The sequence below is a fragment of the Streptomyces sp. NPDC088817 genome (assembly GCF_044750345.1).
GTDB lineage: Bacteria > Actinomycetota > Actinomycetes > Streptomycetales > Streptomycetaceae > Streptomyces.
The window spans coordinates 78645-104708 of record NZ_JBIVJN010000009.1 but is presented as its reverse complement, the minus strand read 5'-3'; the positions used below and the strand labels follow the sequence as shown (position 1 = coordinate 104708).

The following is a 26064-nucleotide window of genomic DNA, read 5'->3' as shown; positions in this document are numbered from 1 at the left end:
CTCAGCAGTACAGGTTGTTACCGGGGCTCACGCCGAGGATGGACGCGAAGCGCTGGTAGGCGTCGACGCGGCTCTGCACCTGGGCGGGGTTCCGGCCGTCGCACTCCAGGGAGCCGTTGATCGAGCGGATGGTCTGCCCGAATCCGGCGCCGTTGACCATGGCGGCGTGCGGTGTCATGGAGCCGGGACCCGACTGGGTGTTCCAGTACCACAGGCCGGTCTTCCAGGCCACGGACGCGTCGTTCTGCACCAGCCAGGGGTTGTTGAGCAGGTCGATGCCGAGCGCGTCGCCGGCGGCCTTGTAGTTGAAGTTCCAGCTGAGCTGGATGGGCCCGCGGCCGTAGTAGGCGGCCTGCCCGGCGGGGCAGCCGTACGACCGGCTCCAGTCGCAGTAGTGGGGGTAGTTGGCGGTGTTCTGCTCGACGACGTAGACCAGGCCGCCCGTCTCGTGGCTGACGTTCGCCAGGAACGCGGCCGCCTCCTGCTTCTTGGTCGTGTCGCTGCCCGTACCGGCGAAGCCGGGGTAGGCGCTGAGCGCGGCGGTCAGGCCGCTGTAGGTGTAGAAGCCGTTGCGGTTCGGGAACATCTGGTTGAACTGGGCCTCGGAGACGACGAACCCGGACGGGTTGCCGCTGCCGCCGCCCGACGGGGCGCTCCACTTCTGGTTGCCGCCTCCGGTGCAGGTCCAGATCTGCAGACGGGTGCTGTTGGCGCTGTTGTTGTCCCGCACGTCGAGGCACTTGTTCGCGGCCGGGTTGACGATGTCGCGGGCGGCGGTGACGACCCACTGCTGGTTCGCCCCACCGGAGCAGTCCCACAGCTGGACGGCGGCGCCGTCGGCCGTGCTGCGGTCGACGACGTCGAGGCACTTGCCGAGCGCCCGCAGGGTGCCGTCACCGGGGTTGGACCACTTCTGGGCGTTGGTGCCGTTGCAGTCGTAGAGCTGGACGGCCGTGCCGTTGGCGTTGTTCGCGCCGGCGACGTCGACGCACTTGCCGGCGAGGCCGGTGATCTGTCCCTCCGCCGCCCAGGCGGGGGAGATGGCGAACAGGGCGGAGAGGGCGAGAGCGAGCACCGCGCTGACCGTGAGCTTGGCCAGGGTCGCGCGTCTGCGGAGGCTCAGACCGGGGTGGGGGGTGGGCATGTGGGGTGTGCTCCTGAGGAAGAGACGGTTGAGTGACGACGTGGCCACCCGGCTCCGGTGGGGCGCGGGAGCGGTCGCGGGGATGGGCGTACGGGTGCGGTCCGGCGAGGACCGCCGGTGCGACACGATGACTCGTCCCGGCACGGGTGGGGGGCCTGACGGCCTGGAATCTAAAGGTCTAAACCAATGCGGGTCAAGAGCCGCGCATGACATCCAGCCGATAATCGAGCCATCAACGGCCTTATCCATCAAGCTAGTTGACGATCACGCCCCAGACCAAGCTCGCTCGTCCTACGTGATGTCAGCCCGGTTGACAGCTCGGTCTGCTCGGCGTAGTTCTCCTGCTGTCAGGGCGGCGTAGGCGGCGCCGAGGCAGAGCATGCCCGGGATGGCGAGCGCGGTGCGCTGATCGTCTTCCCTTACCTCCTCGTAGCGGCTCCGGGAGATCTCGACTTGGCCGCGTGAACCGGGCGTCCTGTCGAAGGCGACGTAACGGCCGTCCTTCATCACGGCCGACTGGAGGTGCGTCTCGTGCAGCGTGCTGAACGCCAGCAGTGCCACGCCTCCCACGGCCAAGGCCCCAAATGCCCACTGCACCTTGCCCGGCAGGCATCGGAAGGCCAGCCACACCGAGCCCTTGGCCGCCCCCGTCAGGGCCAGGCGCGCGAAAGCGGAGACACAGGTCACGAAGGCGGATGCGAAGCCCGCGCCCTCCAGCCAATGTGCGCCTGACAGTGGCAAGAGCCCGGGCAGCCACGTGAGCGCGGCCAATGAGAGGAGCATGGTGCCCAGCCCGGCCGCAACAGCGGCGTGCAGTTTGAAAGTCCACCCCATGGCTCACAGCGTGGCACAGAGGTGCGGCCCGCACCGGCTCTCGGCAGGAGGAGTACGCGGCGGTGTGGCGGCCTTGGCCCTGACCCAGGCGTAACGGTCGTACTTACCTTGTAGGTCATCGCCCTTGGCGCGGTCGCCTGTCAGGATCGCTGGTGCACGAGAGCCGACCGGACGGAAGGACGACATGACCGCCTACGCCATAGCCCACTTGCAGGAGGCCGCTCCTCATCCGGAGATCGCCGAGTACATCGAGCGCATCGGCGGCACCTTCGAGCCGTACGGTGGCCGCTTCCTCGTGCATGCCACGCGGCACGAGGTGAAGGAGGGGAGCTGGCCCGGGCATGTCGTGGTGATCCGCTTCCCCGGGATCGCCGAGGCGCGCGCCTGGTGGGAATCGCCCGCGTACCGGGAGATCGCACCGCTGCGCTCGCGGCACATCGACGGCGACATCATTCTGGTGCCGGGCGTGCCCGAGGGCTACGACCCGGCCGGCACCGCGCAGGCGATGCGGGAGGCGCTGCCCGCCGAGTAGCGCGCGGCCCGCCCCCGGACCAGGGCTCGCCTTGACAGTCCTGCCCCGCCACCCGCAGGATCACCCCGTGAACCTGTCAGACAGCCAGACAGGTGGTCCGGGGCCGCGGCGCGTCAGCGCCATGGAAGCGGTGCTCGGCCACCTTCGCGGTGCCATCGAGCGCGGCGACTACGCCATCGGCGACAAGCTCCCCTCGGAGGCCGAGCTCTGCCGCACCCTGGAGATCAGCCGCCCCGTGCTGCGGGAGGCCCTGCGGGCCCTGCAGACGATGGGGCTGACGGTCTCCAGGACCGGCAAGGGCACCTTCGTCGTCGCCGACACCGTCGAGGAGCCCACCTTCGGCGACTACGCGGCCGGCCACCTCCTGGAGGTGCGCCGCCACGTCGAGATCCCCGTCGCCGGCTACGCGGCGGAGCGCCGTACCGCCGAGAACCTTGATCACCTGGTCCACCTCCTGGAACGGATGGAGCAGGAGACGGACACCACCGCATGGGTCGCGATGGACACCGTCTTCCACCTGGCCGTGGCCGAAGCCGCCCAGAACCCCGTGTTCCGTCGCGTGATCGAGGAGATCCGGGACGCGCTGGCCCGCCAGTCCGCCTTCCTCAACGAACTCGGCGGCCGGCGCGAGCAGTCCAACCGCGAGCACCGCGCGATCGTCGAGGCGCTGATCGACGGTTCCGGACACGACGCGGTGCAGGCCATGACCCACCATCTCGACCGCGTCGAGAAGACGCTCACCGACATCTTGCGCCCGAACCGCACGGACGCCCCCACGGAAGGCGGTTCCCAGACGTGAACCAGGCAGTGATGTACGAAAGCTCGGCGGTCGCCGGGGCTCCCGTGGTCCGGGAGCCCCGCCACGTCCCCGTCGCCCGGCTCGTCCGCGGCGGGGTCGTCGAGGGCATCCATTACGGCTCGGTCGTCGTCCTCGGCGCCGACGGAGCGGTGGAGCTGGGACTCGGCGACATCGAGGCCGCCTTCTACCCGCGTTCGGCGCTCAAGCCGATACAGGCGGTGGCGATGCTCCGGGCCGGGCTGCCGCTCGACGGGGAACTGCTCTCGCTGACCGCCGCCAGCCACTCCGGGGAGGAACGGCACCTGGCCGGCACCCGACGCATCCTGGAGCTGGCCGGAGTCACCGAGGACGACCTGCGCAACGTCCCCGACCTGCCGTACGACCCGGTCGTCCGCGACGCCTGGGTGCGCGAGGGACGCCGTCCGTCCCGGCTCGCGCAGAACTGCTCCGGAAAGCACGCGGCCATGCTGCACACCTGCGGGCTCAACGGCTGGTCGCTGGAGGACTACCTCGATCCGGCCCATCCCTTGCAGCGCGCCATCGCCGAAACCGTCGAGGACCTCACCGGACAGGCGACAGCCCGCGTGACCGTCGACGGCTGCGGAGCACCCCTGTTCGCCGTCTCGCTGCACGGGCTCGCACGCGCCGCGGCCCGGATCACCACCGCACCGGCCGGCACCCCCGAGGCACGGGTCGCGGACGCCATGCGCGAACACGCCGAGATGGCCTCCGGCGCCCGGCGGGACGTCGCGGCGCTCATGCGCGCCGTACCCGGGCTGCTCGCCAAGGACGGCTTCGAGGGCGTCCAGGTCGCCGCGCTGCCGGACGGCCGGGCCGTCGCGGTGAAGATCGCCGACGGAGCGAACCGGGCGCGTGTCCCGGTCGCCGCCGCGGCCCTCGCCCGGGCCGGGATCGACCCGGCAGCGCTCGCCGAGTTCGCCGGCGAGCCCCTGCTCGGCGGCGGCCGGCCGGTCGGCAGCGTCCAGCCCGTCCGCGCCCTCGGCCCCGACCCGGTCACCCGGCCCGGCTCGGGCGGGGACCACCCCCGCGCCGGCACGCACGCCTGACCGAACCGCCCACCTCCGAAAGAGGACCCGCACAGCCATGACCGCCGCAGCCCACCGCAGCGAGCACGACCTGCTCGGCCACCGCGACGTACCCGCCGACGCCTACTGGGGCATCCACTCCCTGCGCGCCCGGGAGAACTTCCCCATCACGGGGACGCCGATCTCCGCCTACCCGCACCTGATCGACGCCCTCGCCGCCGTCAAGGAGGCCGCCGCCCTCGCCAACGAGGAACTCGGCCTGCTGGAGCCGCGCAAGGCCGCCGCCATCGTCGAGGCCTGCCGCGAGATCCGCGACGGCAAACTGCACGACGAGTTCGTGGTCGACGTCATCCAGGGCGGCGCCGGCACCTCCACCAACATGAACGCCAACGAGGTCGTCGCCAACCGCGCGCTGGAACTGCTCGGCCACGCCAAGGGCGAGTACCAGCACCTGCACCCCAACGAGGACGTCAACCTCGGCCAGTCGACCAACGACGTCTACCCGACCGCCGTCAAGATCGCGACGGTGTTCGCCGTACGCGGCCTCCTCAAGGCGATGGCCGTGCTCCAGGACGCCTTCGCCGGCAAGGCCGTCGAGTTCCGCGACGTGCTCAAGATGGGCCGCACCCAGCTCCAGGACGCCGTGCCGATGACGCTGGGGCAGGAGTTCTCCACGTTCGCGGTCATGCTCGACGAGGACCGGCTGCGGCTCGCGGAGGCCGTCGAACTGATCCACGAGATCAACCTCGGCGCCACGGCGATCGGCACCGGCCTCAACGCCCCCGCCGGATACGCCGAGTCGGCCCGCCGCCACCTCGCCGGCATCACCGGCCTGCCGCTGGTGACGGCCGCCAACCTGGTGGAGGCCACCCAGGACTGCGGTGCCTTCGTGCAGGTGTCCGGTGTGCTCAAGCGGATCGCCGTCAAGCTGTCCAAGAGCTGCAACGACCTGCGCCTGCTGTCCTCCGGTCCGCGCGCGGGCCTGGGCGAGATCAACCTGCCGCCGGTGCAGGCCGGTTCGAGCATCATGCCCGGCAAGGTCAACCCGGTGATACCCGAGGTCGTCAACCAGGTCGCCTTCGAGGTGATCGGCAACGACGTGACCATCACCATGGCCGCCGAGGCCGGTCAGCTCCAGCTGAACGCGTTCGAGCCGATCATCCTGCACTCCCTGTCGGAGAGCATCACCCACCTGGAGCGCGCCTGCCTGACCCTCGCCGAGCGGTGCGTGTCCGGCATCACGGCCAACACCGCGCAGTTGCGGGCCGCGGTGGAGAACTCGATCGGTCTGGTCACCGCCCTCAACCCGCACATCGGGTACGAGGCGGCCACCGGCATCGCCAAGGAGGCCCTGGCCACCGGCCGCGGCGTCGCCGAACTCGTCCTGGAGAAGGGCCTGCTGCCGACCGAGCGCCTCCAGGCGCTGCTGCGGCCCGAGGTACTCGCGGGCAGCGGCTCACCGGAGATCTGAGCCACCACCGGTCCGGCGACCGGACCGGGACATCACGTCACCGGGGCACGTCACGCCGGGCACGCCAAGGGCACCCGCGACGCGGCGGGCGATCCCGCCCACCGCGTCGCTCATTCGGCGGTCATGCGCACGCCGCCCCGCCGAGGGACGTGCGTCGCCTGCCGGCCACCCGGCGTTGACACGCTTCCCGAGTGTTGGCCATGGCTTTCCCCGTCGATCTCCGCCGCTGCCAGGCCCTCGGTCTGGCCGGTACCGCCTTCCTCGCGCTGGGCGGTCAGACCGCAGGGGCCCTGCCGGTCGCGGATCTGGTCTCTCCCGAGTCCGGGCGCGCCGCGCTCGGACTCGTGGGCGTCTACTTCGGGGTCGTCCTGCTGATCGCCGCGTGGGCGCTGCTGGGCAGGGTGATCCGCGGCCCCGAGCCGCCGACGCCCCGTGCCCTGCTGCTCGTCCTGGCCGTATGGGCGGCACCGCTGCTGCTGGCGCCGCCGCTGTTCAGCCGGGACGTGTACAGCTACCTGGCGCAGGGCGCCATGGTCGACGCCCACCTCGACGTGTACACGCACGGGCCCGCGCAACTCGGCGGGCCGCTCGCCGCCGAGGTCGCGCCGGTCTGGCGGGACACCGCCGCCCCGTACGGCCCGGTCTTCCTCGCCGTCGCCTCCGCCCTGTCCGGACTGACCCGCGGGGAACTGCCGGCGGGCCTGCTCGGCATGCGGCTGGTCGCCCTGCTCGGCGTGGCCCTCATGGCCGTGGCGCTGCCACGGCTCGCCCGCCAGTGCGGCGCCGACCCCGCCGCCGCGCTGTGGCTCGGCGCCCTCAACCCGCTGGTGCTGCTGCACCTGGTCGCCGGCGCCCACAACGACGCCATCATGCTGGGACTGCTCGGCATCGGTCTGCTCGCCGCCCGTGGCCGTCTGCACGTCCTCGGGGTCGTGCTGATCACGCTCGCCGCGCTGGTGAAGGCACCGGCCGCGCTCGGCCTGCTGGCCGTGATCGCACTGCGCCGGCACACCGGACTGGTGCGCGCGGTCGCGACGACCACCGCGGTCGCCCTCGCCACCACGGCCGTGGCGACCGCCCTCACCGGCACGGGATACGGCTGGATCGCGGCCCTGCGGACACCCGTCTCCCCGCACAACTGGTCGCCCACCAGCCTCCTCGGCCGGGCCACGGGCGACGTCCTCGCGCACCTGGGCAGCGGCCTCGCGCCCCTCGCGATCCCCGTCTGGCACGCGGCGGGCCTGCTCGCGACCATGGCCGCGGTGCTGTTCATATGGCTCCGGCTGCGCCCCGGCCCGATCTACGCGCTCGGCCTGAGCCTCGCCGCCGTGGCCGTCCTCGGCCCGGCGATCCGGCCCTGGTACGCCCTGTGGGGCCTGTTCCTCATCGCCGCCGCGGCCCCCAGCGCCTCCGTCCGCCACCGGGTGGCCGCCGCGACCGCCGTCCTCGCGCTCGCCGTACTGCCCAGCGGCGGCCCGCCGGATCTCGCCCAGGTGGCCCTGGCGGTGTCCGGAGGCGCGCTCGCCCTGGTCGTCCTGTGGCAGGCCCACCAGACGGCCCAGGCACCGGTGCTCGGAGGTGCCGCGTGAGACTGCCGCGTACCGACCTGGGACGGCTCGCCCTCGTCCTGTGCCTCGCCGTCGCCGTCACCGCCTTCACCGCCACCGTGCCGCTGCTGCGCGGATGGTTCGACCTGCGCGTCTACTACGGCGCCGTGAACGACTGGGTGCACCACGGCGGTCGCATCTACGACTACCAGCTGCCGGGGACCACCTACGGTTTCACCTATCCGCCGTTCGCCGCGCTGAGCATGCTGCCGATGGCGCTCGTCGGCCGGAACACGGCGATCGCGGGCGCGCTGCTGCTCAACCTCGCCGCCGTCGCCGCCGTGCTGCGGATCCTCGTCGGCCGGGAACTGAACCGCCACGGCTGGTTCGGCTGGGCCCTGGCCGCCTGCGCGCTGGCGCTGCTCGAACCCGTACGGGACACCGTCAGCTTCGGGCAGGTCAACCTTCTGCTGCTGGCCCTCGTGCTCACCGACGGATGGCTGCTGTCCACCGGGCGCGGCCGTTGGGCGGGGGTGGGCATCGGGCTCGCCGCTGCCGTCAAGCTCACGCCCGCGGTCTTCATCGGCCTGCTGCTGCTCGCCGGGCGCCGGCGGGCCGCCGCCGTCGCGACCGCCGTCACCGCCGCCGCCACTGGCCTCGCGGCCTGGGCGGCACCGGACGCGTCCCGCTTCTACTGGACGCACGCCGTCTGGGACACCACTCGCGTCGGCCGCCTCGACTACGTCTCCAACCAGTCCCTCCAGGGCGTCCTCGCCCGGCTCGCGGCACCCGGCGAACCCAGCCGCGCCGCCTGGGCCCTGGCCGTCGTCCTCGTCCTGGCGGTGTGGGTGTGGCGCACGCGCCGGGCGCTGCGCGCGGACGACTGGCAGGCCGCCTTCGCCCTCACGGGGCTGGTCTCGTGCCTGATCAGCCCGATCACCTGGGTGCACCATCTCGTCTGGCTGCTGCCGTCGTTCGCGGTGCTGGTCCGCGCCCGCCGCCTGCGGATCGCGGCCGTGCTGTACGGGCTGCTGTGCAGCAGCGTGGTCTGGCTGTGGTTCGACGACGCCTCCGGACTCGGCGGCTTCCTCGGCAGCAACACCTATGTGTGGATCACCCTGGGCCTGCTGCTGGCACTGCCGACCGGCCGCGCCCACGTCACGAGCCCGTCCCTCACCGGCGGTACCGGCGCACCCGCGACCGTCGGCCGTACGCCGACGGCGTCCTGACCCGAGCGGAGGCGACGGCCGGGGCAGGACGAGACCGGGCCCCTGCCCGCTACACCGGGTGCTCCCTGTGGGCCGAGGGATCGCGGTGGCGCCGGCGGCACCGGTCGATGTCGTGCGCGGTGACGATCCCGCCGAGGCGGCCGTCGTCCATCACCAGGATGGGCAGTCCGCCACCCGCGGCGCCGAGGCGTTCCAGTACGGAGTTCAGCAGCTCGTCCGGTGCGGCGACCGTGCACCGGGACAGCGGCGTCGCGAGGTCCCGCGCCCGCAGCCGCTCCCGCTGCCCGGGCGGTACGGCGGCCAGCCTGCGCATCTGCAGGAGGCCGCTGGGACGGCCGTCGAAGTCCAGCAACGGCACCACCGAGTGACCCGTCCGGGTGGCCACCTCGGACAGGAAGCCGTCCACCGTCAGCCAGTCGGGCCCGGTCACCACCGGAGTGGTCATCGTCTGCCCCACCCGCACGCCGCGCAGGGCGGTGACCAGCTCCGCCCACCGCCGTTCGGTCGCGGCGGTACCGGCCACGAACAGGCCGATGGCCATCAGCCACAGGCCGCCGGTCGTGCCCCTCAGGAGCACCACCCAGCCGGCGGCGGCCAGTGCCATGCCGATGACCTGTCCGCTGCGGCCGGCCGCCCGCTGGGCCCGCTCGCGGTCGCCCGTACGCCACCACACCGCGGCCTGGACCAGCCGCCCCCCGTCCAGGGGCGCGGCGGGCAACAGGTTGAAGACGCCCAGCAGCAGGTTCGTGCCGCCCAGCCAGCCGAGCACGGCCATCGGAATCCGCCATCTCAGCGTCACGTCCACGGCGGCCGCCAGACCCAGCCAGACACCACCGAGCAGCAGGCTGGCGACCGGGCCGCTGACGGCGACCCAGAACGCGGTACGCGCCGTCGTCGGCCGGTCCATCCGGGTCAGTCCACCCAGGGCCCACAGCGTGACGTCGCGTACGGATATCCCCGCCCTGCGGGCCGTGAGCGCGTGTGCCACCTCGTGCACCACCAGGCTCACCAGCAGCAGCGAGGCACCGACCACCCCGCCGGCCGCGTACATCACCGGCGTCAGGCCGGCCGCGTACCTGGGCAGCGTCCAGACTGCCAGGCCGTAGGCGAAGAAGAACATGACCAGCGGCACGCTCCAGTGCGCCTGGATCGCCAGTCCCCGGATGTTTCCGAGCCGGACAGAACCCTTCATTCCCATCACCGCCGAAAGGTCACGCCCTGCTTCCAGGGTCCGCCACCGGCCGAGGAAAGGGAACATCCGGCTTCCGTCCGGCGAGGAGTGTGCCGCGTGCCGGACGGACGGCGGCCGGCGGGCCTGGCGGGTCCGAGCCGGGGCGGCAGCGAGGTCAGCACCTGGCGGGGGGAGCTGGGCGCCGACTCGGCCACACCTGTTCACGTCATCGACCGTGAACAGGTGTGGATGCCGTTGTCGGGGGAGTTCCTGGTGGAGGCCGACGGCAGGACCGAGCGGGCCGGGGCCGGCCAGGCGGTTGTCGTGCCGGCCGGTGTGGTGCGTCAGCTCAAGGCCGTGGGCGGCCCCGCGGAGGCGCTGGTCGCCATGGTCGTCGGCGGAAAGGCGATGCTGCCGGGCAGTGAGGACAGGATCCCGCTGCCGTGGGCCGAGTGACCCTCCTACCAGCTGATTCCGGCTGCCACCGGCAGGTGGTCGCTGCCGGTGGCAGGCAGCACCCGGGAGCTCTCCGGCTTCACGCCCCTGACCAGGATCTGGTCGATCCGTGCCACCGGGAACTTCGCCGGCCAGCTGAAGCCGAAGCCGTCCCCGACCGCGTCCTGGACCGAACGCAGCCGCGAGGTGATGCCCGCGAACGCGCGGTCGTCCATGGTGCCGTTCAGGTCGCCGAGCAGCACCACCCGCTTGCTCGGATCTGCGGCGAGGGCCTCGGCGAGCGCCTGCGCGCCCCGGTCCCGTGAGACCGTCCAGAAGCCTCCCCTGGGCATGACCCGCACGGATCCCAGGTGGGCCACATAGACGGTCAGCGGGCCCTGGTCCGTGGTCACCGTGGTGCGCAGTGCCCGGTTGTAGGCCATCGTGACGTCGGCCGGCTTGGTGTCCGCCAGCGGCCCGTAGTCCGTCTTGATGTCGACCGGCTCGGTGTCCGACAGCGGCAGCTTGCTCCACAGCCCGACCGTGCCCTGCACCGTGTGGTACGGGTACGCCTTCGCCAGCCCCGTCTCGTACGCCCCCAGGGCCTGCTGGGTCAGCTCCTCCAGTGCCAGCACGTCCGCACCGGAGGCGGCCAGGTCACGCGCGGTGCCGGCCGGGTCGGGGTTGCCGGCGTCGACGTTGTGGCTCGCCACGGTGAGGTCGGCGCCCGGGCGGGACTTGTCGGTGAGCAGCCCGCCGAAGAGGCTCAGCCACGCCGTCACCGGCAGCAGCAGCGCGACCGCCGCGGAGGCGGAGCGGCGCCACAGCGCCCCGGCCAGCAGCACCGGGATGAACAGGCCGAACCATGGCAGGAGGGTCTCCACCAGGCTGCCGAGGTTCCCGACCCGGTTCGGGATCCTGGCGTGCAGCAGCATGAGCAGGCCCAGCAGCAGCGCCGACGCCGTGAGCACCGGGCCACGCTTCCAGGGCCCCGGCCACGAGCCGATGCGGAGCGCCCGGCGGACGGCCGCGCGCCGGGTACCGGAGCCGGTGTTCCGGCGGCCGGCGCCGTCCTGTCCATCGGCGAATTCTTGTATGGGTTCACTCACTGATCAAATGCCCTAATCGTGAAATCTCGGAAGCTGAACGGTGATACGGAGTCCGCCCGCGGAGCGCGGGGTGATGGTCAGCGATCCGTCGTGTACTTCGGTGATCCTCTTGACGATCGCCAGACCGAGGCCGACCCCCGCGTGGTCGTCGCGTACGCGTGCGGTGCCGCGCTGAAACGGTTCGGTGAGTGTGGAGACCAACTCGGAGGACAGCTTCTCGCCGCTGTTCTCGACGGTGAGCACCACGGTCTCGGGGTGGACGCCGGTCGTGACCCACACGGCGCCTTGTTCGGCCAGGTTGTGCACGATGGCGTTGTGCACAAGGTTCGTCGTCATCTGGAGCAGGAGCGCCTGCGAGCCGAGCGCCGGGGCGACGTCACCGGAGGTGTCGAGGGTGACACCGCGCTTCTCGGCGAGCGGGAGCAGAGTCTCGGTGGCCTCTTCCGCGAGCAGGGACAGGTCGACGGGCTCCCGGGTGAACGACCTCTGGTCGGCGCGGCTGAGCACGAGCAGCGCCTCGGTGAGCTCGATCGCCCGGGCGTTGACGGCGTGAAGGCGGTCGACGAGTTCGCCGGGATCGTGGGCCGGATCGTTGCGGGCCACGTCGAGCAGCGCCTGTGAGATCGCGAGCGGGGTGCGCAGTTCGTGCGAGGCGTTGGCCGCGAATCTCCGCTGTTCGGCGACGTGTGCTTCGAGCCGTACGAGCATGGCGTCGAAGGCGTCGCCGAGTTCGCGGAACTCGTCCTTGCGTCCTTCCAGCCGGATCCGGTGGGAGAGCGACCCGTTCGCGGCCATGCGTGTGGCGTCCGTGATGCGGCTCAGCGGGGCGAGCATGCGCCCGGCGAGGACCCATCCGCCCAGGACGCCGAAGACCAGCAGGAAGGCCAGCCCGGCGCCCGCGGTCGGCGCGAAGATGCGCAGGAAGTCGGAGCGCCTCAGCGGCCCGGCGGGGCTGGCACCCATGTCGGGCATGAAACGCAGCAGGGACACCCACACGGCCACGAGCAGCAGGGCGCCGGCCAGTATGAGGAATCCGGCGTAGCTGAGCGTGAGTTTGAGGCGGACGCTCAGTCCGGGCTCTCTATCCACGGTCTCCTCCCTCGGCTCCGGCCTGGGGCCGCGTGTCGACGCGGTAGCCGGCGCCCGGCACGGTGGCGATGATCCAGGGTTCGCCCAGACGCTTGCGCAGCGCCGATACGGTGATGCGCACCGCGTTGGTGAACGGGTCCGCGTTCTCGTCCCACGCGCGTTCCAGGAGTTCCTCGGCGCTGACGACACCGCCCTCGGCCGCGACGAGGACTTCGAGCACGGCGAACTGCTTCCTGGTCAGCGCGACATGGCGGCCGTCGCGGTGGACCTCCCGGCGGAACGGATCCAGTCGCAGGCCCGCGATCTCCCGCACAGGCGGCCTGCTGTGGGCACGTCTGCGGTCGAGTGCTCTGAGCCTGAGTACGAGTTCCCGGAGGTCGAACGGCTTCGTGAGGTAGTCGTCGGCGCCGAGTTCGAAGCCGGTGGCCTTGTCGTCGAGACGGTCGGCGGCGGTGAGCATGAGGATCGGCATGCCGCTGCCGGAGGCGACGATGGTTTCGGCGATCTCGTCACCGGTGGGTCCGGGGATGTCACGGTCGAGGACGGCGATGTCGTAGGCGTTGACGTTCAGCAGCTCCAGCGCCGTGTCGCCGTCGCCCGCGATGTCCGCCGCGATCGCCTCCAGACGCAGGCCGTCGCGGATGGCCTCCGCCATATAGGTTTCGTCCTCGACGATCAGTACGCGCATGCTGCGAGGCTACGAGTCGGCACATATCGTCGGCGTATCGAAAACCGCGTACGTGCCGGAAGGCACATCGTGATGATCCCGGAGCCGGCCGGTGCGAGTACGGCCGTGCGGCACGACCGCGCCGCCGTCCGGCTCCGCGCGGGCGCGGTTGGCCCCCGCGTGGCCCGCCGCCCAGGACCGGCGGGCCGGCGCCTCGAGGGCGCCTACGCGAGGTAAGCGGAACGTACGCCTCCACCGGCCGGATCGGAAGCCCCGCGGCGGTGTGCCGCCGCTCACACGGGGTCGGGCCGGTGCGGCGTGGGTGTGGAGTCCGGGGTCAGGACGTCTCCTGGGCCAGGGCGGCCAGCGTCTCGTGGTCCCAGGTGAGGGTGCCGGAGCGGAGATCGGACGTGATCGAGTCGAGCCAGTCGAGCTCCGCGGTCAGTACGGCGCTGCGGTACTCGTCCTCCAGCATGGCGATCCGTGGCAGTCCCGCCTGCCGTGCCGCCTCGGCGGCGGTGTCCAGTTCGGCGAGCCGGTCCCGCACCTGCGCGGCGCGGGCGGTCAGGTCGGCCTGTACCTCCCGCGGCAGCAGCATCAGGGTGAACGAGAGCGCGGCGGGGAACTCCGGGTACTCCGCGCGCGGGGCGGCCAGCATCTCCCGCAGCCACTCACGGGTCGCCACGCGGCCGGCGTCGGTCACCTCGTAGACGGTGCGTTCGGGGTACCGCTGGTCCCGGCTGGTCTCGCGCACCGCGATCAGTCCGGCGTCGAGCAACCGGTCGATGGTGCGGTACAGGCTCGCCCGCTGGCTGACGTTGACGACCTGGTCCTTTCCCCACTGCTTGATCAGCCGCTGGATGCCGTACGGGTGCAGGGGCCGCAAGTGCAGCAATGAGAGAACGGTCAGGCCGAGGGGGGAGCTGCGCATGCCTGGAGCCTAGCGGAATGATCTCAACGAAACTAGTTGACGGTGATACTAGTTTCACTGCAACTATCCATTCATGATGACGCCGACCCGGCTCGCGTCCGCCGAGCGCATCCACGCGGACCACGCCACCGTGAAGCACCTGGGTCACTGGACCGAGGCCACCGAGTTCGACGTGCACGCCCGCCACGCCGGCGTCGTGCTGGACCTGCGCTCCCCGCACATCGGCTGGGACGAGCCGCTGACGATGGATCTGGAACTCGTCCGTGCCACGATCACCTTGCTGCTGCCCGACGAGGTCTCCGTGGACAGCCGGGACCTCGCCTTCGCCCGCCGTGGCCGGGTGAAGGACGCGCAGCCCGGCGCCGGACCGGCGCGCATACGGCTGGCGGGAGCGGTCAGTGACGGTGAGATCCGGATCCGCCGCGGCGGGAACGCCCAGCTCACCGCCATGTGCTCCCGTGCCTACCTGGACGACCTGCGCCGCGCCCACCGCGAGGGCGGCCTGCCCACCGTCGACGACCCCGCTCGCGAGAGGACCCGCTGACATGCCCCGCACCCGCACCGCCATCGTCGTGGGCGGCGGCATCGCCGGCCCGGTGGCCGCTCTCGCCCTGCGCCGCGCCGGGATCGAGGCCGCCGTGCACGAGTCCCACACCACGACCGCCGACGGCATCGGCGGCGCCCTGAGCGTCGCCCCCAACGGCCGTGCCGCCCTCGGCCTGATCGGACTCGACCGGGTCGGCGTCCCGATGAACGCCATCGTGCTGCAGAACCACTAGGGCCGGTCCATCACCGAGATCCGCCAACCCATGCAGTTCACCTGGCGCGCCGACCTCTACCGACGGCTCTACGACCTGGCCCTGCACCAGGGTGTCCCGGTCCACCACGGCCACGAACTCGTCGACGTCCGCGACAGCGGCACCGGCATCAGGGCCGTCTTCGCCGACGGCACCGTCAGCGAGGAGGCCGACGTCCTGATCGGCGCGGACGGCCTGCGTTCCACGGTCCGCAGGCTGATCGACCCCCAGGGTCCTCGGCCGCGCTACAGTGGGCTGCCCGGCTTCGGCGCCCGCGTCGACGGCGCCGGACTGCCGCCCACCGGCGACCGGATGTACATGGCCTTCGGCCGCCGCGCCTTCTTCGGGTACCAGACCTTCGACGACGGCAGCGGCGTCTGGTTCGCCAACCTTCCCCATCCCTACGCGACATGGGCGCAGGTGCGGCAGACCCCGAACGAGGAGTGGCTGCGCCGGCTGGGGGAGGCCTTCGCCGGTGACACCGTCCCCGCCCTGGACCTGCTGCGGCGCACCGTGCCCGAAGCCCTGGTCACCGCCGGGCCCATGGAGGACCTGCCGCATGTCCCGCACTGGCACCGCGGCCGGATGGTGCTGGTGGGCGACTCCGCCCACGCCACTTCTCCCAGCTCCGGCCAGGGCGCCTCACTCGCCGCGGAAAGCGCCGTGGAACTCGCTCGCGCGCTTCGGGACCTGCCGCACCCCCAGGCCTTCGCCGCCAACGAGCACGCCCGCCGCGCCCGGGTCGAGCGGGTCATCGCTCAGGCCGCCCGTACCAATAGCGGGAAGGCCGCCGGGCCCGTGGGCCGGGTGTTCCGCGACGCTCTCCTGCCGCTCTTCGCCCGCCTCGGCACCCCCGAGAAGATGGCATGGCAGTACGACCACCGGATCCACTGGGACACCGCCGTCGCCGCCTGAGGAACGGACCACTCCGCGCGGAACCGCGCGCCCCCGGCCGTCATGAACCCGCCGGGGGCGCGCGTTGCCCGCGGGAGTGTCATGCCCCCGTTGCGGCCACTGCGCGGACGGCCGGCGCGACGGGGGCGCCGTTCTCGCGCGCGGAGGACAGCGCGGCCTCGACGACCGCGACGGCCGCGTGGATGTCGGCCGCCGTGACCAGGGGAGTCCGTCCGTGGCGGATGTCGTCGCAGAACTCGGTGAAGAGCCGGCGCAGCGCCGTCACCCCGGCGGGCCCGCCGATCCGGCGGGACACGCTGCCGCCGTCCGCCCCGCGCACGGAGAAGGAAGGAGCGTCCTCGTCGGCGAGCACGTGGCCGTGCGAGCCGAGCACCCGCAGGCTCGACGAGACGGGCGCCGGGCCGACACCGGCGGGAGTGCGGGCCACGGTGACGGTCGCCACGACACCGTTGCGCAGGCGGAGCGAGAGCACCGCCGCGTCCTCGACCCCGTGGGCGCCGTGCGGACCGTCGAAGAGCGGCGCGTGAGGCGCGGCGCTGCTGAAGGCGACGACCTCCTCCACGTCCAGTCCGGTCAGGTGCCGGATCGCCAGGGCCGGATACCAGCCGAAGTTCATGAGTTCGCCACCGCCGGACAGGGCGGGGTCGCAGACGAGTTCGGGGCGCTCGACCGTCGTCCCGTCGAGTCCGCCGGCCGCGAGCCACTCCGCGTCGACGGCCAGGGGCAGCCCGATCGCACCGGAGTCCACGAGGCGCCGGGCGCGGACGAGTTGCGGAGAGTGGAGGCGGTGGACGGCGGTGAGCAGTCCGCGGGACCGGTCGGCGGCGTCCCACAGGCGCTGTGCGTCGCCGGTGCCGGTGGCGGCGGGCTTGTCGACGACGACATGGCGGCCGGCTTCGAGCGCTCTCAGCGCGAGTTCGACGTGGCGCGTGGGCTCGCTGCACACGAGGGCGATGTCGCAGGAGGCGAGACCCTGGTCCAGGTCGAGCAGCGGAACGCCCGTCGTACGGGCGAGGGCGGCACTGTCCTCGGTGAAGGGGCTGTCGGCGGTGTCGGCGCAGCCGATCACCTCGATGCCGGGCAGGGACCGCAGCAGCGGCACGTAGTCGCGTGCGTGCCGGACTCCGGACGCGATGAGGATCCTCATGTCAGCAGACCTCCTTGACGTCGACGGGGCGGCCCTCGTCCGCGCTGAGCTGTGCCGCCAGGGCGGCGGCCAGCGCGGCACGTATCTGATGGGGAGCGGTCAGCGGGGCGGCCACGCCGTCGAGGACGTCGCGCAGATGCCTGGTCTGCTCCGTCATGGCCCCGTCGATCGAGGCGGGGGCGACCGGCGACGCGGTGTGCGCTCTCGGCTCGTCCTCGCTGCTGTGGTGCAGGGTGCCGGTCGTGCCGGACAGCACGAGCCGGCGGACGAACGTGCCGCGTGCGGCGAGGGCGTAACACAGTTCCACGGTGGCGAGGGCGCCGCCGGCGAAGCGTACGAGGATCTGGAAGCTGTCGGGGGTCGGCATCCCGGGTGCCCAGGTGCGGCAGGGACGGGCGAAGACGCGGACCGGTTCGTCGTCCACGAGCCAGGTCAGCAGGTCGAGGGCGTGCACGCCGTTGTGGGCGACATGGCCGCCGGAACGGGACGGGTTCAGCTGCCAGCCCCGCCAGCCTCCGGGCCAGACGTGCCCGGTGTACCAGGTGAGGTGGGCCAGGCGCGGAGTGCCGATCGCGCCCTCGGCGACCGCCCGGGCGACTTCGAGGTGGACGGGCTGGAAGCGGGCCGTCTGGGCGACGAGCAGGGGCCGGCCCGCGGTCCTCGCGGCGGCGAGAACCCGGTCGACGTCGGCCACGTTCAGCGCGGCGGGCTTCTCCAGGAGGACCGCGCGGCCGGCTTCCAGCGCCGCGACCGACAACTCGGCATGCGATTCGGGGGAGGTGCACACGGCGGTGACGTCGATGCCGTCCGACCACGCGCTCGCCGGGTCGGTGGACCATGTGGCCCCCTCGGCGAGGGCGGCCAGCGCGGCGGCCCGCTCGGGGTGCCGGTCGACGACGTGGGCCAGCCGCATTCCCGGGACACGCGCGAGCGCGGCGACATGGTCACGGGCGATGGCGCCGGCGCCGAGTACGGCCACACGGTGGTCGCCCGGCCGCCGTGCGGGGTCTCGCGGTTCGTTCTCTCCGGGCGGGGCTTCTCCGTGCACGGGGGCAGGGCGCACGCGCGGCTCCTCACACTCGACGCTTCGGGATTGGGAGTTCAGACGTCAGACATCTTACGTCCAGAGTGGGGTTCGCGGGAGGGGGTGCGCACGCCGGCGTGGGTCACCCATCAGGACCGGTCCGCGTCGCGTGCCCGGTACGCAGTGCGGACGATGAGGTCATGCGCCCTCAGCCGACGGAAGACCTGTCGCCGTCCCTCCGCCGTGTCCGCCCGCGCGGGCGGCACCTCGTCCCGGCCTCGGTCACTGTGACGTTCGCTCTCGCGGTCGGTGCGCTGGCCGGATGCGGCAACAGCGGCGGCGGTGGTACCACGGTCAGCCCGAGGCCGACCCCTCCCCACACGGCGTCGTTCTCGCCCCAGCCGCTGCCGTCGGCACTCGCGTCCTCCGCGTCGTCGGCCATCGCCTCCGCCCGCGCCTCCGCGTCGGCGGCGGCCTCGTCCGCGTCCGTGCGGGCCTCGGAGTTCGAGGCGTCGGTGTCGGCCGAGACCGCCCGGCGGGCCGCGGTCGCCGAGAAGGAACTCAAGGGTGTTTCGGGACCCGGCAACGCGCAGTCGGAGGTGGGCCTGACCGGTGTGCCCAGAGCGCAGTCCGGAGGTGTGCCGGCTGCCCTGGTCACCATCACCAACAAGACGGACCGCAAGGCGTCGTACGCCGTGCAGGTCGACTTCGTGGACGCGCGGGGGCATGTGGTCGAGACCCGCTACGCCGGGGCGGAGAACCTGGAACCCGGCAAGCGCCAGCAGCCCATCGTGTTCAGCCGGAAACCTCCCGAGCCCAAACTGACCGCCCGGCTGGCCAAGGCCCAGCGCTACTGAACGGCTCGACAAGGGCACCCGCCCGAGTGGTAGCAGCTGTTTCCTCAGGTCGCCGAACTCGCGGGTGCCAGTGGATCGCCGCCCTGCCGCGCGCCTGGCCGCAGGCCGCCTGAACCGCGGGGCTGCCCAGCCCGCTTCCTCCGGGCTGCCAACACCGGGTCGGGCAGCGGCGGTTCGGCGTGCTGCGAGCGGGTCTAGACGGCGGCTTCGGGCTTGGCCTCGGGGGCCGCCTCGGGCTCCCTCGTGTGGGGAGCGGTGTAGAAGACGGACGTGCCCTGCTTGCTGCGCTGAGCCTGGCTCCTGGCGACAAGGTTTTCGAGGGTGGTGCGCACGACGTTGGTCTTGATGCCGCGGTCGGGGTGCGCCTCGCCGAGCGTCGTGGCGACCTCCGCCGCGGAACGCGGTTCGTTCTGCTCGGTCAGATGACGGCGGACGAGGTCGGCCAGCGTGGGCTGCGCCTGCTTCGCGGCAACGTCCTTCCCGGCCACGGGAGTTTTCGGGGAGCGCCTCTTGGCCTTGGCCGTGGGCTGTTCGGCAGCCGCCTTCTTCGCCTTCCCGCGAGGCTCGGCGGTGGTCTTCCCGCGGGGCGCGGCGGTGGCCTTCCCGCGAGAACCGGCGGTGGCCTTCTTCCGCGGGGCGGGCACGGTGGCGCTGTCGGTGGCCGCGGGCTCAGGAGCCGTTCCCGCGACACCAAGCGCCTGCCGCATGTTCACCAGCACGGTGTGGTCGTGCTGAAGAGCGGCAAGCTGCTGCTGCAACGCGGCGATCTCCGCCGTGATGCGTTCCTGCTCCTTGACGTTCTGCTCCAGATCGCCGGTCACCTGGCTGATGTACTGCGATGTCAACTCGGTGGCGGTGGACGTGTTGTGGGGCACTCTTCTCTCCTTGCTCCGGGCCGGTCGAAGCCTGCGTCCCCATGGCAGCGAGTCAGGTGGCAGGCGCTTCGGCTGCGGGTGTCTGGCCCAGTGATGATACGGGTGGTTATACCTGTCTCTGGGCAACCACTTCGGTCAGTATGGGTCCAACCTGCCGCACTTCGTGTGACGGATCCCGCACCGCGCCGCGTGCGGAGGGGCTGGCCCGCGCCCTCGCCAGGGCCGATGGTGGAGGCATGAACGATCACCGCACGGCACCTGGCGAGGTACGTCGTTTCTGGCGCCGGCTCGGTCTTCCCGGCCTGATCGACGTCCACACGCACTTCATGCCCGAGCGTGTCCTGCACAAGGTCTGGGACTACTTCGACGCGCAGGGACCGCTGACCGGCGGGCTCGAGTGGCCGATCACCTACCGCGAGGAGGAGACGCAGCGCACCGCCGTCCTCCGGGAGTTCGGCGTCCGGGCCTTCACCGCGATGCTCTACCCGCACAAGCCCGGCATGGCCCCGTGGCTGAACGGCTGGGCCGCCGACTTCGCCCGCCGCACCCTCGACTGCCTGCACACCGCCACTCTCTACCCCGAGCCGGGCGTCGAGACGTACGTCCACGAGGCAATCGAGGCGGGTGCGCGCGTGTTCAAGGCCCATGTACAGGTGGGAGGTTACGACCCGGCCGACGAACTCCTGGAACCCGCTTGGGGCTTGCTGGCCGAGGCACGGATCCCCGTGGTGATCCACTGCGGCTCGGGGCCCGCGCCGGGCAAACACACGGGCCCCGAGCCGATCGCGCGGATCCTGGCACGGCACCCGGAACTGCGCCTGATCGTGGCGCACATGGGGATGCCCGAGTACGAGGAGTTCCTGGACCTCGCCGAGCGGTACGGACAGGTGCGGCTGGACACGACGATGGCGTTCACCGACTTCACCGAGGGATTCATGCCGTTCCCGCGCCGGGCCCTGCCCCGGCTCGAAGCGCTCGGCGACCGTGTCCTGCTCGGCACCGACTTCCCCAACATCCCCTATCCCTACATCCACCAGCTCGACGCCCTGGAACGGCTGGGGCTCGGACAGGAGTGGCTGCAGGCCGTGTGCCACGACAACGCGGCGGAACTGTTCGGGCTGTGACCCGCGAGCGAGGGCAGTCTTCGAGGCCGTACCCGTGCGGTGGCGTACGCCAGGGCCGAACAGCCTGATTTCGGGGCCGCCGGACCCCTGCGCGAGCCGGCGGGCCATGACGATGATCAAGCACATGGGGAGAAGGGAAAGCCACAGGTGATCGCTGTCGTAGGCCACGCCGATCTCACCGCGCCGACGCTGGCTCTGCTGGAGGAGGAACTGCGTTCCCGTCTGGCCGCGTTCGCCCAGGCGGGCACGTCCGGGCTGGTGCGCGCCGGGAAGGGACTGCCGGTGGTGGTCGGGCGGGCCGCCCGGAAGGCGGGACTGGCCCTGGTGACGGTCCTGCCGTCCTGCAACGGGGTGCCCGCGCACGTCGCCGAGCCGGACCGGAGGGCGGCCGGTGAACTCCTGCTGCTGTCCGAGCAGGTGCGGCTGGTGGAGTACGACCCCGGTGACCGCACCTCGTGCGTGACAGCCGACGAGGGACTGCTGCGCTCGTGCGCGCGGGTGCTGGCCGTCTGGGACGGTTCTCCCTCCTCGGGGAGGGACGCGACAGCGCACCTGGTGGCCTACGCCCGCAGCCACGGTGTCGACGTCGAGGTGCTCTGGCCGCAGGGGGCGGAGCACGAGACGACCCCCAAGGGGTAGCCACGCCCGCGGCGCCCCGCATGCGTCGACTGTGCCACCTCCGGGCCGGCCGGCGAGCGGTACGGCCCACATGACCCACATGACCCGCACGACCCCTCCCCGGAGCCGGGCCGAGCCCGCGGGCCACCGCCCCGTAGGCTTCTCCCGCCCACTTGGTTCCACGGGGAAGGGAGTCCATGAACGTCGGCATACAGCGCGGCGCGATCGCCGCCGTACAGGTCCTCGGCCTCGCCGTCTGGTTCTCCATGTCGGCGGTGGTTCCCACACTGCGCGGCGAGTGGGGGCTCGACTCCGCCGACGCCGTATGGCTGACCGCGTCGGTCCAGCTCGGTTTCGTCACCGGCGCGCTCACCTCGGCCGTGCTCACCCTCGCCGACCGCCTTCCACCCCAGCGCCTTCTCGCCGGCGGCGCCGCCGCGGCCGCCGTGTGCACCGTGCTCCTGGCCCTGTCGGTCGACCGGCTCGCCACGGCCGTTCCGCTCCGCTTCGTGACCGGTGTGTGCCTGGCCGGTGTGTACCCGGTCGGCATGAAACTCATGGCCTCCTGGGCGCACGGCGCCGCACGCGGCAGGTCCATGGGTGTGCTCATCGCCGCTCTGACGCTCGGATCGACTCTTCCGCACCTCATCGCCGGCGTCGGGTCACTGCCCTGGCGGGGCGTTCTCCTGGTCGCGTCGGCCGCCGGACTCCTCGCCTCCTGCATCGCGCTGGCCTTCATCCGCGTCGGCCCCCACGCCGCTCCGGCCGCGCCCGCCCGCAACCCCCGCTACGCCCTCACCATGTTCACCCGGCGCGGCCCGCGCTCCGCCAACCTCGGCTACTTCGGGCACATGTGGGAGCTGTACGCCCTGTGGACCTGGATCCCGGCCTTCCTCGCCGCCACGGACAGCGCTCGTCTGCTTCCCGGATCGGTCGAGGTCACCGTGTTCCTCACCATGGGGATCGGCGGCGTCGTCGGCTGCCTGCTCGGCGGCTGGGGCGCCGACCGCTACGGCCGCCCTCCCGCAGCCATCGCGGCCCTGGTCGCCAGCGGTCTGTGCTGTCTGCTCTCACCGCTGCTCCTTCACTCCCCGCCGGCGCTCGTGGTCGCGTTCTGCGTCCTGTGGGGCGCCGCCGTGATCGCCGACTCCGGAGTGTTCTCCACCGCGCTCAGCGAGGTCGCCGACTCCCGCTACATCGGAACGGCCCTCACGGCCCAGACCGCGATCGGGTTCGCCCTCACGGTCGTCAGCATCCAGCTGACCCCGCTCCTCGCGGACGCCGTCGGCTGGCATTACGCGTTCCTGCTCCTGGCCCCCGGCCCCCTGGCGGGCGCCCTCGCCATGCGCGCCCTGAGAACCGGAACCGGCTCCGCCGAGCCTGCGGGACGAGGGCGTACCGCTCTCCGGCCCTGAGCGCCCTGACCGCCCTGGCCGTCCCGCGTCCGAGGGCTCCGCGGACCTACTCCTCCAGGTTCAGCGTCCGCACCGGGCGCCGGAATCCGCCCGTGCGGAGCGTGAGGATTCCCACCCCGACCAGGGCCCAGATGACGCCCACGACCTTGGCCGGGGTGTCCAGGCTGACCCACAGGGCCGCGTTCACGACGAAGCCGAGGGCCGGCAGCACCAGTTGCAGTACGGCGGCGACGGCTCCGCGGGCCTCCGCCCGCCCGGCGCGGCGGTCGCGCACCCAGAAGCCGATCACCGCGAGGTTCACCGCGGCGAAGGCTACGTAGGCGCCGAAGTTGATCAGGGATGCGGCGCTGCCGAGGTCCAGGAAGACGGCGGAGGCGGCGATGAGGCCCACGATGAGCACGTTGAGGGCGGGGACGCCGGTACGCGGATCGACCCGCCCGAAGACCGCACGTGGCAGCATGCCGTCGCGGCCCATGGCGAACAGCAGCCGCGCCGCACTCATCTGCTGGGTCAGACCGCACCCGAGCACCGCGGTGAGGTAGCCGCCCACGAACACCGCCTGGAACGCGGCGCCGCCGATGTACTTGGCGATCTGCGGCGAGGCGCCCACGATGTCGCCCACGGCCGAGACGTCCGGGAAGAGCGTCTGCATGGCGTAGGTGATGGCCAGGAAGAACACCGCGGCGGCGGCCACGATGAGCAGGATGGCCCGCGGGATGTCCCGGCGCGGCTGCTCGGCCTCCTCGGAGAGGGTGGAGACGGCGTCGAAGCCCAGGAAGGACAGGGCCAGCAGCGAGGCACCGCTGAGCAGGGCGGGCAGTGGCACCGAGGCCGGGTCCCAGCCGGTGGTCCCGAACGACTCGCCATGGGTGGCGATGGCGCGCACGGCGAACACCAGGAACGCGATGGCCACGCCGGCCTGGATGACCACGAGCGCCACGTTCACCTTGGCGGCCAGCTTCACGCCCACCAGGTTCAGCGCCGTGCAGACCACCACGGTGGAGAGCACCCACACCCACGCCGGGACGCCGGGCAGCACGGCGCCCATGTAGATCGCGGCCAGCAGGGCGTTGAGCATGGGCAGCAGGACGTAGTCCAGCGTGGCCGACCAGCCCACCAGGAAGCCCACCGGCGCCCCGAGCGACTTGCCTGCGTAGGTGTACACGGATCCGGCGGAGGTGATGCGGCGGGCCATCCGCGCGTAGCTGAGCGCCGTGAGTCCCACCGCGGCCAGGACGGCCAGGTAGGCGAGCGGCACATGGCCGTCGGTCGCCTCGGAGACCAGACCGAAGGTGTCGAACACCGCCAGCGGCGCCATGAAGGCCAGACCGAGGAAGACGATGTGGCGCAGCTTCAGGCTGCGGCGCAACTGTGTGCCGCCCGCAGCCTCCTGGGCCTGGTCGCCGTCGGCGACGGTCGCGGTGCCGCCGAGTGCGGCAGGCGTGGGGTTCGCCGTGGTCCGTGTGGCGGTGCCCTCGGCGGCGCGTGCGGGATGGCTGCTGTCAGGCATGGGCGTGACCGCCTTCGGCGTGGGCGGAGCAGGAGGTGAGCGCACCGTAGTGGCCGGCGGTGGCGCGTGCGGTGGCGGCCTCGTGGACCACCTCGCCGCCCACCCAGGTGACCTCGGCCCGCTGCTGGAGCAGCGCCGCCGGATCCGGTTCGAGCGCGTAGAGGTCCTCGGACCAGGCGACCAGGTCAGCCTTGGCGCCCACGCGGACGACGCCGTACTCGTTCTCCCGGTGCCAGGCCCAGGCGCCCTCGGCCGTGTAGCCGCGCAACGTGTCGTCGAGCCCCACACGTTCCGCCGGGGTCCAGGCGTCCTTGCCGTCGAGCCCGGCCCGGGTCAGCGCCGAGTAGAACCCGACCAGGGGGTCCATCTCTCCCACCTGCCAGTCGCTGGACAGGGCCACGTGGGCGCCGGACTCCATGAGCGAGCGCAGTCGCCAGGCGCGGTCCCAGCGGGTCTCGCCGACGTTGTCCATCCAGGTGCCGGCCACGAGGTCCGGGGAGCAGTGGCGCGGCTGCATGCAGGCGGTGACGCCCAGCCGGGCGAAGCGCGGCAGGTCCTCCGGGGCGAGGCACTCGACGTGCACGATCCCGTGACGGCGGTCCCGCGTGCCGTTGGCGCGCGCGGCGTGCTCGATGGCGTCCAGGGCCAGGCGGATACCGCCGTCGCCCGTCGCGTGGGTGTGGGTCTGGAGGCCGAGGCGGTCCAGTTCGGTGATGACCTCGGTGAGCTCGCCCAGCGGTGCGGACGGGTGGCCGCGGTGCCCGGGCCGGTTGGCGTAGTCGTCCAGCATCCAGGCGTTGTGGGGCTCGATCACGTCGTCGGCGTAGAGCTTGACCGGGCCGAAGGCCAGGCGGTCACCGCTCGGGGCGGCGTCGGCCGCGGCACGCAACTGCTTCCGGAACGCGCCGTCGGACCCCATGGGGTGGAAGAGCGCCGCGATGACGCGGGAGCTGAGGCGGCCCTCGTCCTGGGCGCGCCGGAACAGGTCGATCTCGGCGAGCGGGACCTGCGGCTCCACGACGGTGGTGATGCCCACGGCGGTGGCCATCTCCAGGCTGCCCAGCAGCTTCCGGTAGCGCCGCTCGGGCGAGTACATCGGGATGTCGCGCTGGAGGCCGGCCAGGCCCGCCGTCGTCATGGCGCTCGTGTAGAAGTCGGTGACCCATCCGGTGGCGCGGCCGTCGGTGTCCCGCTCCGGACGGCCCCACGGGATGTCGCCGCCCTCGTCCAGGCGCAGCGCGCGGACCGCGGCGTCGTTGAGCCACACCGAGTGCTGGTCGTAGGTGGTGACGAAGACGGGACGCGAGGTGATGCCGGCCAGGTCGCGGGCGTGGGGGCGGCGGCCGTGGACCACCGAGTACACGGCGTTCTCGGCGCAGATCCAGGTCAGGTCCGGGCGCGCGTCGGCGAGTTCGGCGATACGGCGGCGGACCTCGTCGAGAGTCTCGGCGCCCTCCAGGCTGACGGCGTCGGGGTCGAAGCCGAGCAGCAGGTGGTTGTGGCTGTCGATGATGCCGGGGGTGAGGAGGCCCCCGTCCAGGCGGCGGTGCTCGCGGGCCGCCGGGGCCTCCGCCTCGTCGCCCACGAACGCGATGCGCCCGCCGGTGATGCCGACGGCGCCGGCCCACGGGCGGGAATCGTCGAAAGTGCGCACACGGGCGCCGGTGATCAGGGTGTCCAGCATGGTCGTCCTTGGTTCTGAGCCGCGCCGTGAACGCACGGCGAAGGTGCGCCGAGACGGTGCACGCATTTTTTGCCACTAGCGTCAAAGAATGGTT

26 protein-coding genes are annotated in these 26064 nt (G+C 72.3%); 14 read left to right on the top strand and 12 right to left on the bottom strand.

Going from position 1 to position 26064, the window contains the following annotated elements:
* Position 1 precedes the first annotated feature (1 nt).
* Both ACIP4X_RS18735 and ACIP4X_RS18730 read right to left on the bottom strand, forming a co-directional pair.
* Positions 2-1144, bottom strand: coding sequence for a glycoside hydrolase family 19 protein (locus ACIP4X_RS18735; protein WP_401349465.1), 1143 nt, complete (start codon positions 1142-1144; stop codon positions 2-4).
* A 291-nt stretch (positions 1145-1435) separates the two neighbouring features.
* Complete coding sequence (locus ACIP4X_RS18730) at positions 1436-1978, bottom strand: hypothetical protein (protein WP_391455617.1); 543 nt, start codon at positions 1976-1978, stop codon at positions 1436-1438.
* Between the two features lie 184 nt (positions 1979-2162).
* On the opposite strand from ACIP4X_RS18730, the gene ACIP4X_RS18725 reads away from it, so the two are divergent.
* The 6 genes from ACIP4X_RS18725 to ACIP4X_RS18700 all read left to right on the top strand — a co-directional run bounded on the left by ACIP4X_RS18725 (position 2163) and on the right by ACIP4X_RS18700 (position 8602).
* Entirely contained in the window at positions 2163-2510 is a 348-nt protein-coding gene (locus tag ACIP4X_RS18725) for a DUF1330 domain-containing protein (RefSeq protein WP_358734199.1), read from the top strand.
* Positions 2511-2631: 121 nt separating this feature from the next.
* Positions 2632-3309 (top strand): FadR/GntR family transcriptional regulator, encoded by a 678-nt coding sequence (locus ACIP4X_RS18720; RefSeq protein WP_358734349.1) that lies wholly within the window; start codon positions 2632-2634, stop codon positions 3307-3309.
* An 11-nt stretch (positions 3310-3320) separates the two neighbouring features.
* Positions 3321-4376 carry an asparaginase gene (locus tag ACIP4X_RS18715; RefSeq protein ID WP_358734351.1) on the top strand — a complete coding sequence of 352 codons (1056 nt, stop codon included), beginning with the start codon at positions 3321-3323 and terminating at the stop codon, positions 4374-4376.
* Between the two features lie 37 nt (positions 4377-4413).
* Positions 4414-5826 (top strand): aspartate ammonia-lyase, encoded by a 1413-nt coding sequence (gene aspA, locus ACIP4X_RS18710; protein ID WP_358734201.1) that lies wholly within the window; start codon positions 4414-4416, stop codon positions 5824-5826.
* A gap of 200 nt (positions 5827-6026) precedes the next feature.
* Entirely contained in the window at positions 6027-7415 is a 1389-nt protein-coding gene (gene mptB, locus ACIP4X_RS18705) for a polyprenol phosphomannose-dependent alpha 1,6 mannosyltransferase MptB (protein ID WP_358734202.1), read from the top strand.
* The gene (locus ACIP4X_RS18700; RefSeq protein WP_358734204.1) at positions 7412-8602 is read left to right on the top strand and encodes a glycosyltransferase 87 family protein; all 1191 of its coding nucleotides are present in this window, start codon (positions 7412-7414) and stop codon (positions 8600-8602) included. The genes mptB and ACIP4X_RS18700 overlap by 4 nt, the downstream gene beginning before the upstream one ends.
* Before the next feature lie 49 nt (positions 8603-8651).
* Here ACIP4X_RS18700 and ACIP4X_RS18695 read toward each other — a convergent pair whose 3' ends face one another.
* Positions 8652-9794, bottom strand: coding sequence for a site-2 protease family protein (locus ACIP4X_RS18695; protein ID WP_358734206.1), 1143 nt, complete (start codon positions 9792-9794; stop codon positions 8652-8654).
* A 96-nt stretch (positions 9795-9890) separates the two neighbouring features.
* Between ACIP4X_RS18695 and ACIP4X_RS18690 the strand changes: the two genes are divergently transcribed.
* Complete coding sequence (locus ACIP4X_RS18690) at positions 9891-10229, top strand: cupin domain-containing protein (RefSeq protein ID WP_391455622.1); 339 nt, start codon at positions 9891-9893, stop codon at positions 10227-10229.
* A gap of 5 nt (positions 10230-10234) precedes the next feature.
* On the opposite strand, the gene ACIP4X_RS18685 is transcribed toward ACIP4X_RS18690, so the two are convergent.
* The 4 genes from ACIP4X_RS18685 to ACIP4X_RS18670 all read right to left on the bottom strand — a co-directional run bounded on the left by ACIP4X_RS18685 (position 10235) and on the right by ACIP4X_RS18670 (position 14004).
* Positions 10235-11143, bottom strand: a complete 909-nt coding sequence (locus ACIP4X_RS18685) for an endonuclease/exonuclease/phosphatase family protein (RefSeq protein WP_401349667.1) — start codon at positions 11141-11143, stop codon at positions 10235-10237.
* Between the two features lie 186 nt (positions 11144-11329).
* On the bottom strand, positions 11330-12406 hold the full coding sequence (locus ACIP4X_RS18680) for a sensor histidine kinase (RefSeq protein WP_401349458.1): 1077 nt from the start codon (positions 12404-12406) through the stop codon (positions 11330-11332).
* Positions 12399-13094 carry a response regulator gene (locus ACIP4X_RS18675; RefSeq protein WP_391455626.1) on the bottom strand — a complete coding sequence of 232 codons (696 nt, stop codon included), beginning with the start codon at positions 13092-13094 and terminating at the stop codon, positions 12399-12401. Before ACIP4X_RS18675 ends, ACIP4X_RS18680 begins: the two co-directional genes overlap by 8 nt.
* Positions 13095-13410: 316 nt before the next feature.
* Complete coding sequence (locus tag ACIP4X_RS18670; RefSeq protein ID WP_401349454.1) at positions 13411-14004, bottom strand: PadR family transcriptional regulator; 594 nt, start codon at positions 14002-14004, stop codon at positions 13411-13413.
* Between the two features lie 73 nt (positions 14005-14077).
* Between ACIP4X_RS18670 and ACIP4X_RS18665 the strand changes: the two genes are divergently transcribed.
* Genes ACIP4X_RS18665 through ACIP4X_RS18655 form a run of 3 tightly spaced genes read left to right on the top strand, consistent with a single transcriptional unit; the run spans position 14078 to position 15716 of the window.
* Positions 14078-14548 (top strand): hypothetical protein, encoded by a 471-nt coding sequence (locus ACIP4X_RS18665; protein ID WP_358734213.1) that lies wholly within the window; start codon positions 14078-14080, stop codon positions 14546-14548.
* Position 14549: 1 nt separating this feature from the next.
* Entirely contained in the window at positions 14550-14783 is a 234-nt protein-coding gene (locus ACIP4X_RS18660; protein ID WP_358734215.1) for a hypothetical protein, read from the top strand.
* A 30-nt stretch (positions 14784-14813) separates the two neighbouring features.
* Positions 14814-15716, top strand: coding sequence for an FAD-dependent oxidoreductase (locus ACIP4X_RS18655; RefSeq protein ID WP_401349451.1), 903 nt, complete (start codon positions 14814-14816; stop codon positions 15714-15716).
* Between the two features lie 79 nt (positions 15717-15795).
* On the opposite strand, the gene ACIP4X_RS18650 is transcribed toward ACIP4X_RS18655, so the two are convergent.
* Both ACIP4X_RS18650 and ACIP4X_RS18645 read right to left on the bottom strand, forming a co-directional pair.
* The gene (locus tag ACIP4X_RS18650) at positions 15796-16863 is read right to left on the bottom strand and encodes a Gfo/Idh/MocA family protein (RefSeq protein ID WP_401349448.1); all 1068 of its coding nucleotides are present in this window, start codon (positions 16861-16863) and stop codon (positions 15796-15798) included.
* Between the two features lies 1 nt (position 16864).
* Positions 16865-17926: a Gfo/Idh/MocA family protein gene (locus ACIP4X_RS18645; protein WP_401349445.1), complete on the bottom strand. Its 1062-nt coding sequence runs from the start codon at positions 17924-17926 to the stop codon at positions 16865-16867.
* A 161-nt stretch (positions 17927-18087) separates the two neighbouring features.
* Here ACIP4X_RS18645 and ACIP4X_RS18640 point away from each other — a divergent pair, with 161 nt between their 5' ends.
* Positions 18088-18744: an FxLYD domain-containing protein gene (locus ACIP4X_RS18640; RefSeq protein ID WP_391455638.1), complete on the top strand. Its 657-nt coding sequence runs from the start codon at positions 18088-18090 to the stop codon at positions 18742-18744.
* A 194-nt stretch (positions 18745-18938) separates the two neighbouring features.
* On the opposite strand, the gene ACIP4X_RS18635 is transcribed toward ACIP4X_RS18640, so the two are convergent.
* A complete protein-coding gene (locus ACIP4X_RS18635; RefSeq protein WP_401349442.1) occupies positions 18939-19619 on the bottom strand; it encodes a hypothetical protein in 681 nt (226 codons plus the stop codon).
* Between the two features lie 236 nt (positions 19620-19855).
* Between ACIP4X_RS18635 and ACIP4X_RS18630 the strand changes: the two genes are divergently transcribed.
* The 3 genes from ACIP4X_RS18630 (at position 19856) to ACIP4X_RS18620 (ending at position 22776) form a co-directional block, all read left to right on the top strand.
* Positions 19856-20743, top strand: a complete 888-nt coding sequence (locus ACIP4X_RS18630; RefSeq protein ID WP_401349440.1) for an amidohydrolase family protein — start codon at positions 19856-19858, stop codon at positions 20741-20743.
* A 147-nt stretch (positions 20744-20890) separates the two neighbouring features.
* Positions 20891-21382 carry a hypothetical protein gene (locus ACIP4X_RS18625; protein ID WP_358734227.1) on the top strand — a complete coding sequence of 164 codons (492 nt, stop codon included), beginning with the start codon at positions 20891-20893 and terminating at the stop codon, positions 21380-21382.
* Between the two features lie 176 nt (positions 21383-21558).
* A complete protein-coding gene (locus tag ACIP4X_RS18620; protein WP_401349436.1) occupies positions 21559-22776 on the top strand; it encodes an MFS transporter in 1218 nt (405 codons plus the stop codon).
* Positions 22777-22822: 46 nt separating this feature from the next.
* Here ACIP4X_RS18620 and ACIP4X_RS18615 read toward each other — a convergent pair whose 3' ends face one another.
* Both ACIP4X_RS18615 and ACIP4X_RS18610 read right to left on the bottom strand, forming a co-directional pair.
* Positions 22823-24286 (bottom strand): APC family permease, encoded by a 1464-nt coding sequence (locus ACIP4X_RS18615; RefSeq protein WP_358734231.1) that lies wholly within the window; start codon positions 24284-24286, stop codon positions 22823-22825.
* Positions 24279-25970 carry an amidohydrolase gene (locus ACIP4X_RS18610; protein WP_401349433.1) on the bottom strand — a complete coding sequence of 564 codons (1692 nt, stop codon included), beginning with the start codon at positions 25968-25970 and terminating at the stop codon, positions 24279-24281. Before ACIP4X_RS18610 ends, ACIP4X_RS18615 begins: the two co-directional genes overlap by 8 nt.
* Positions 25971-26064 lie beyond the last annotated feature (94 nt).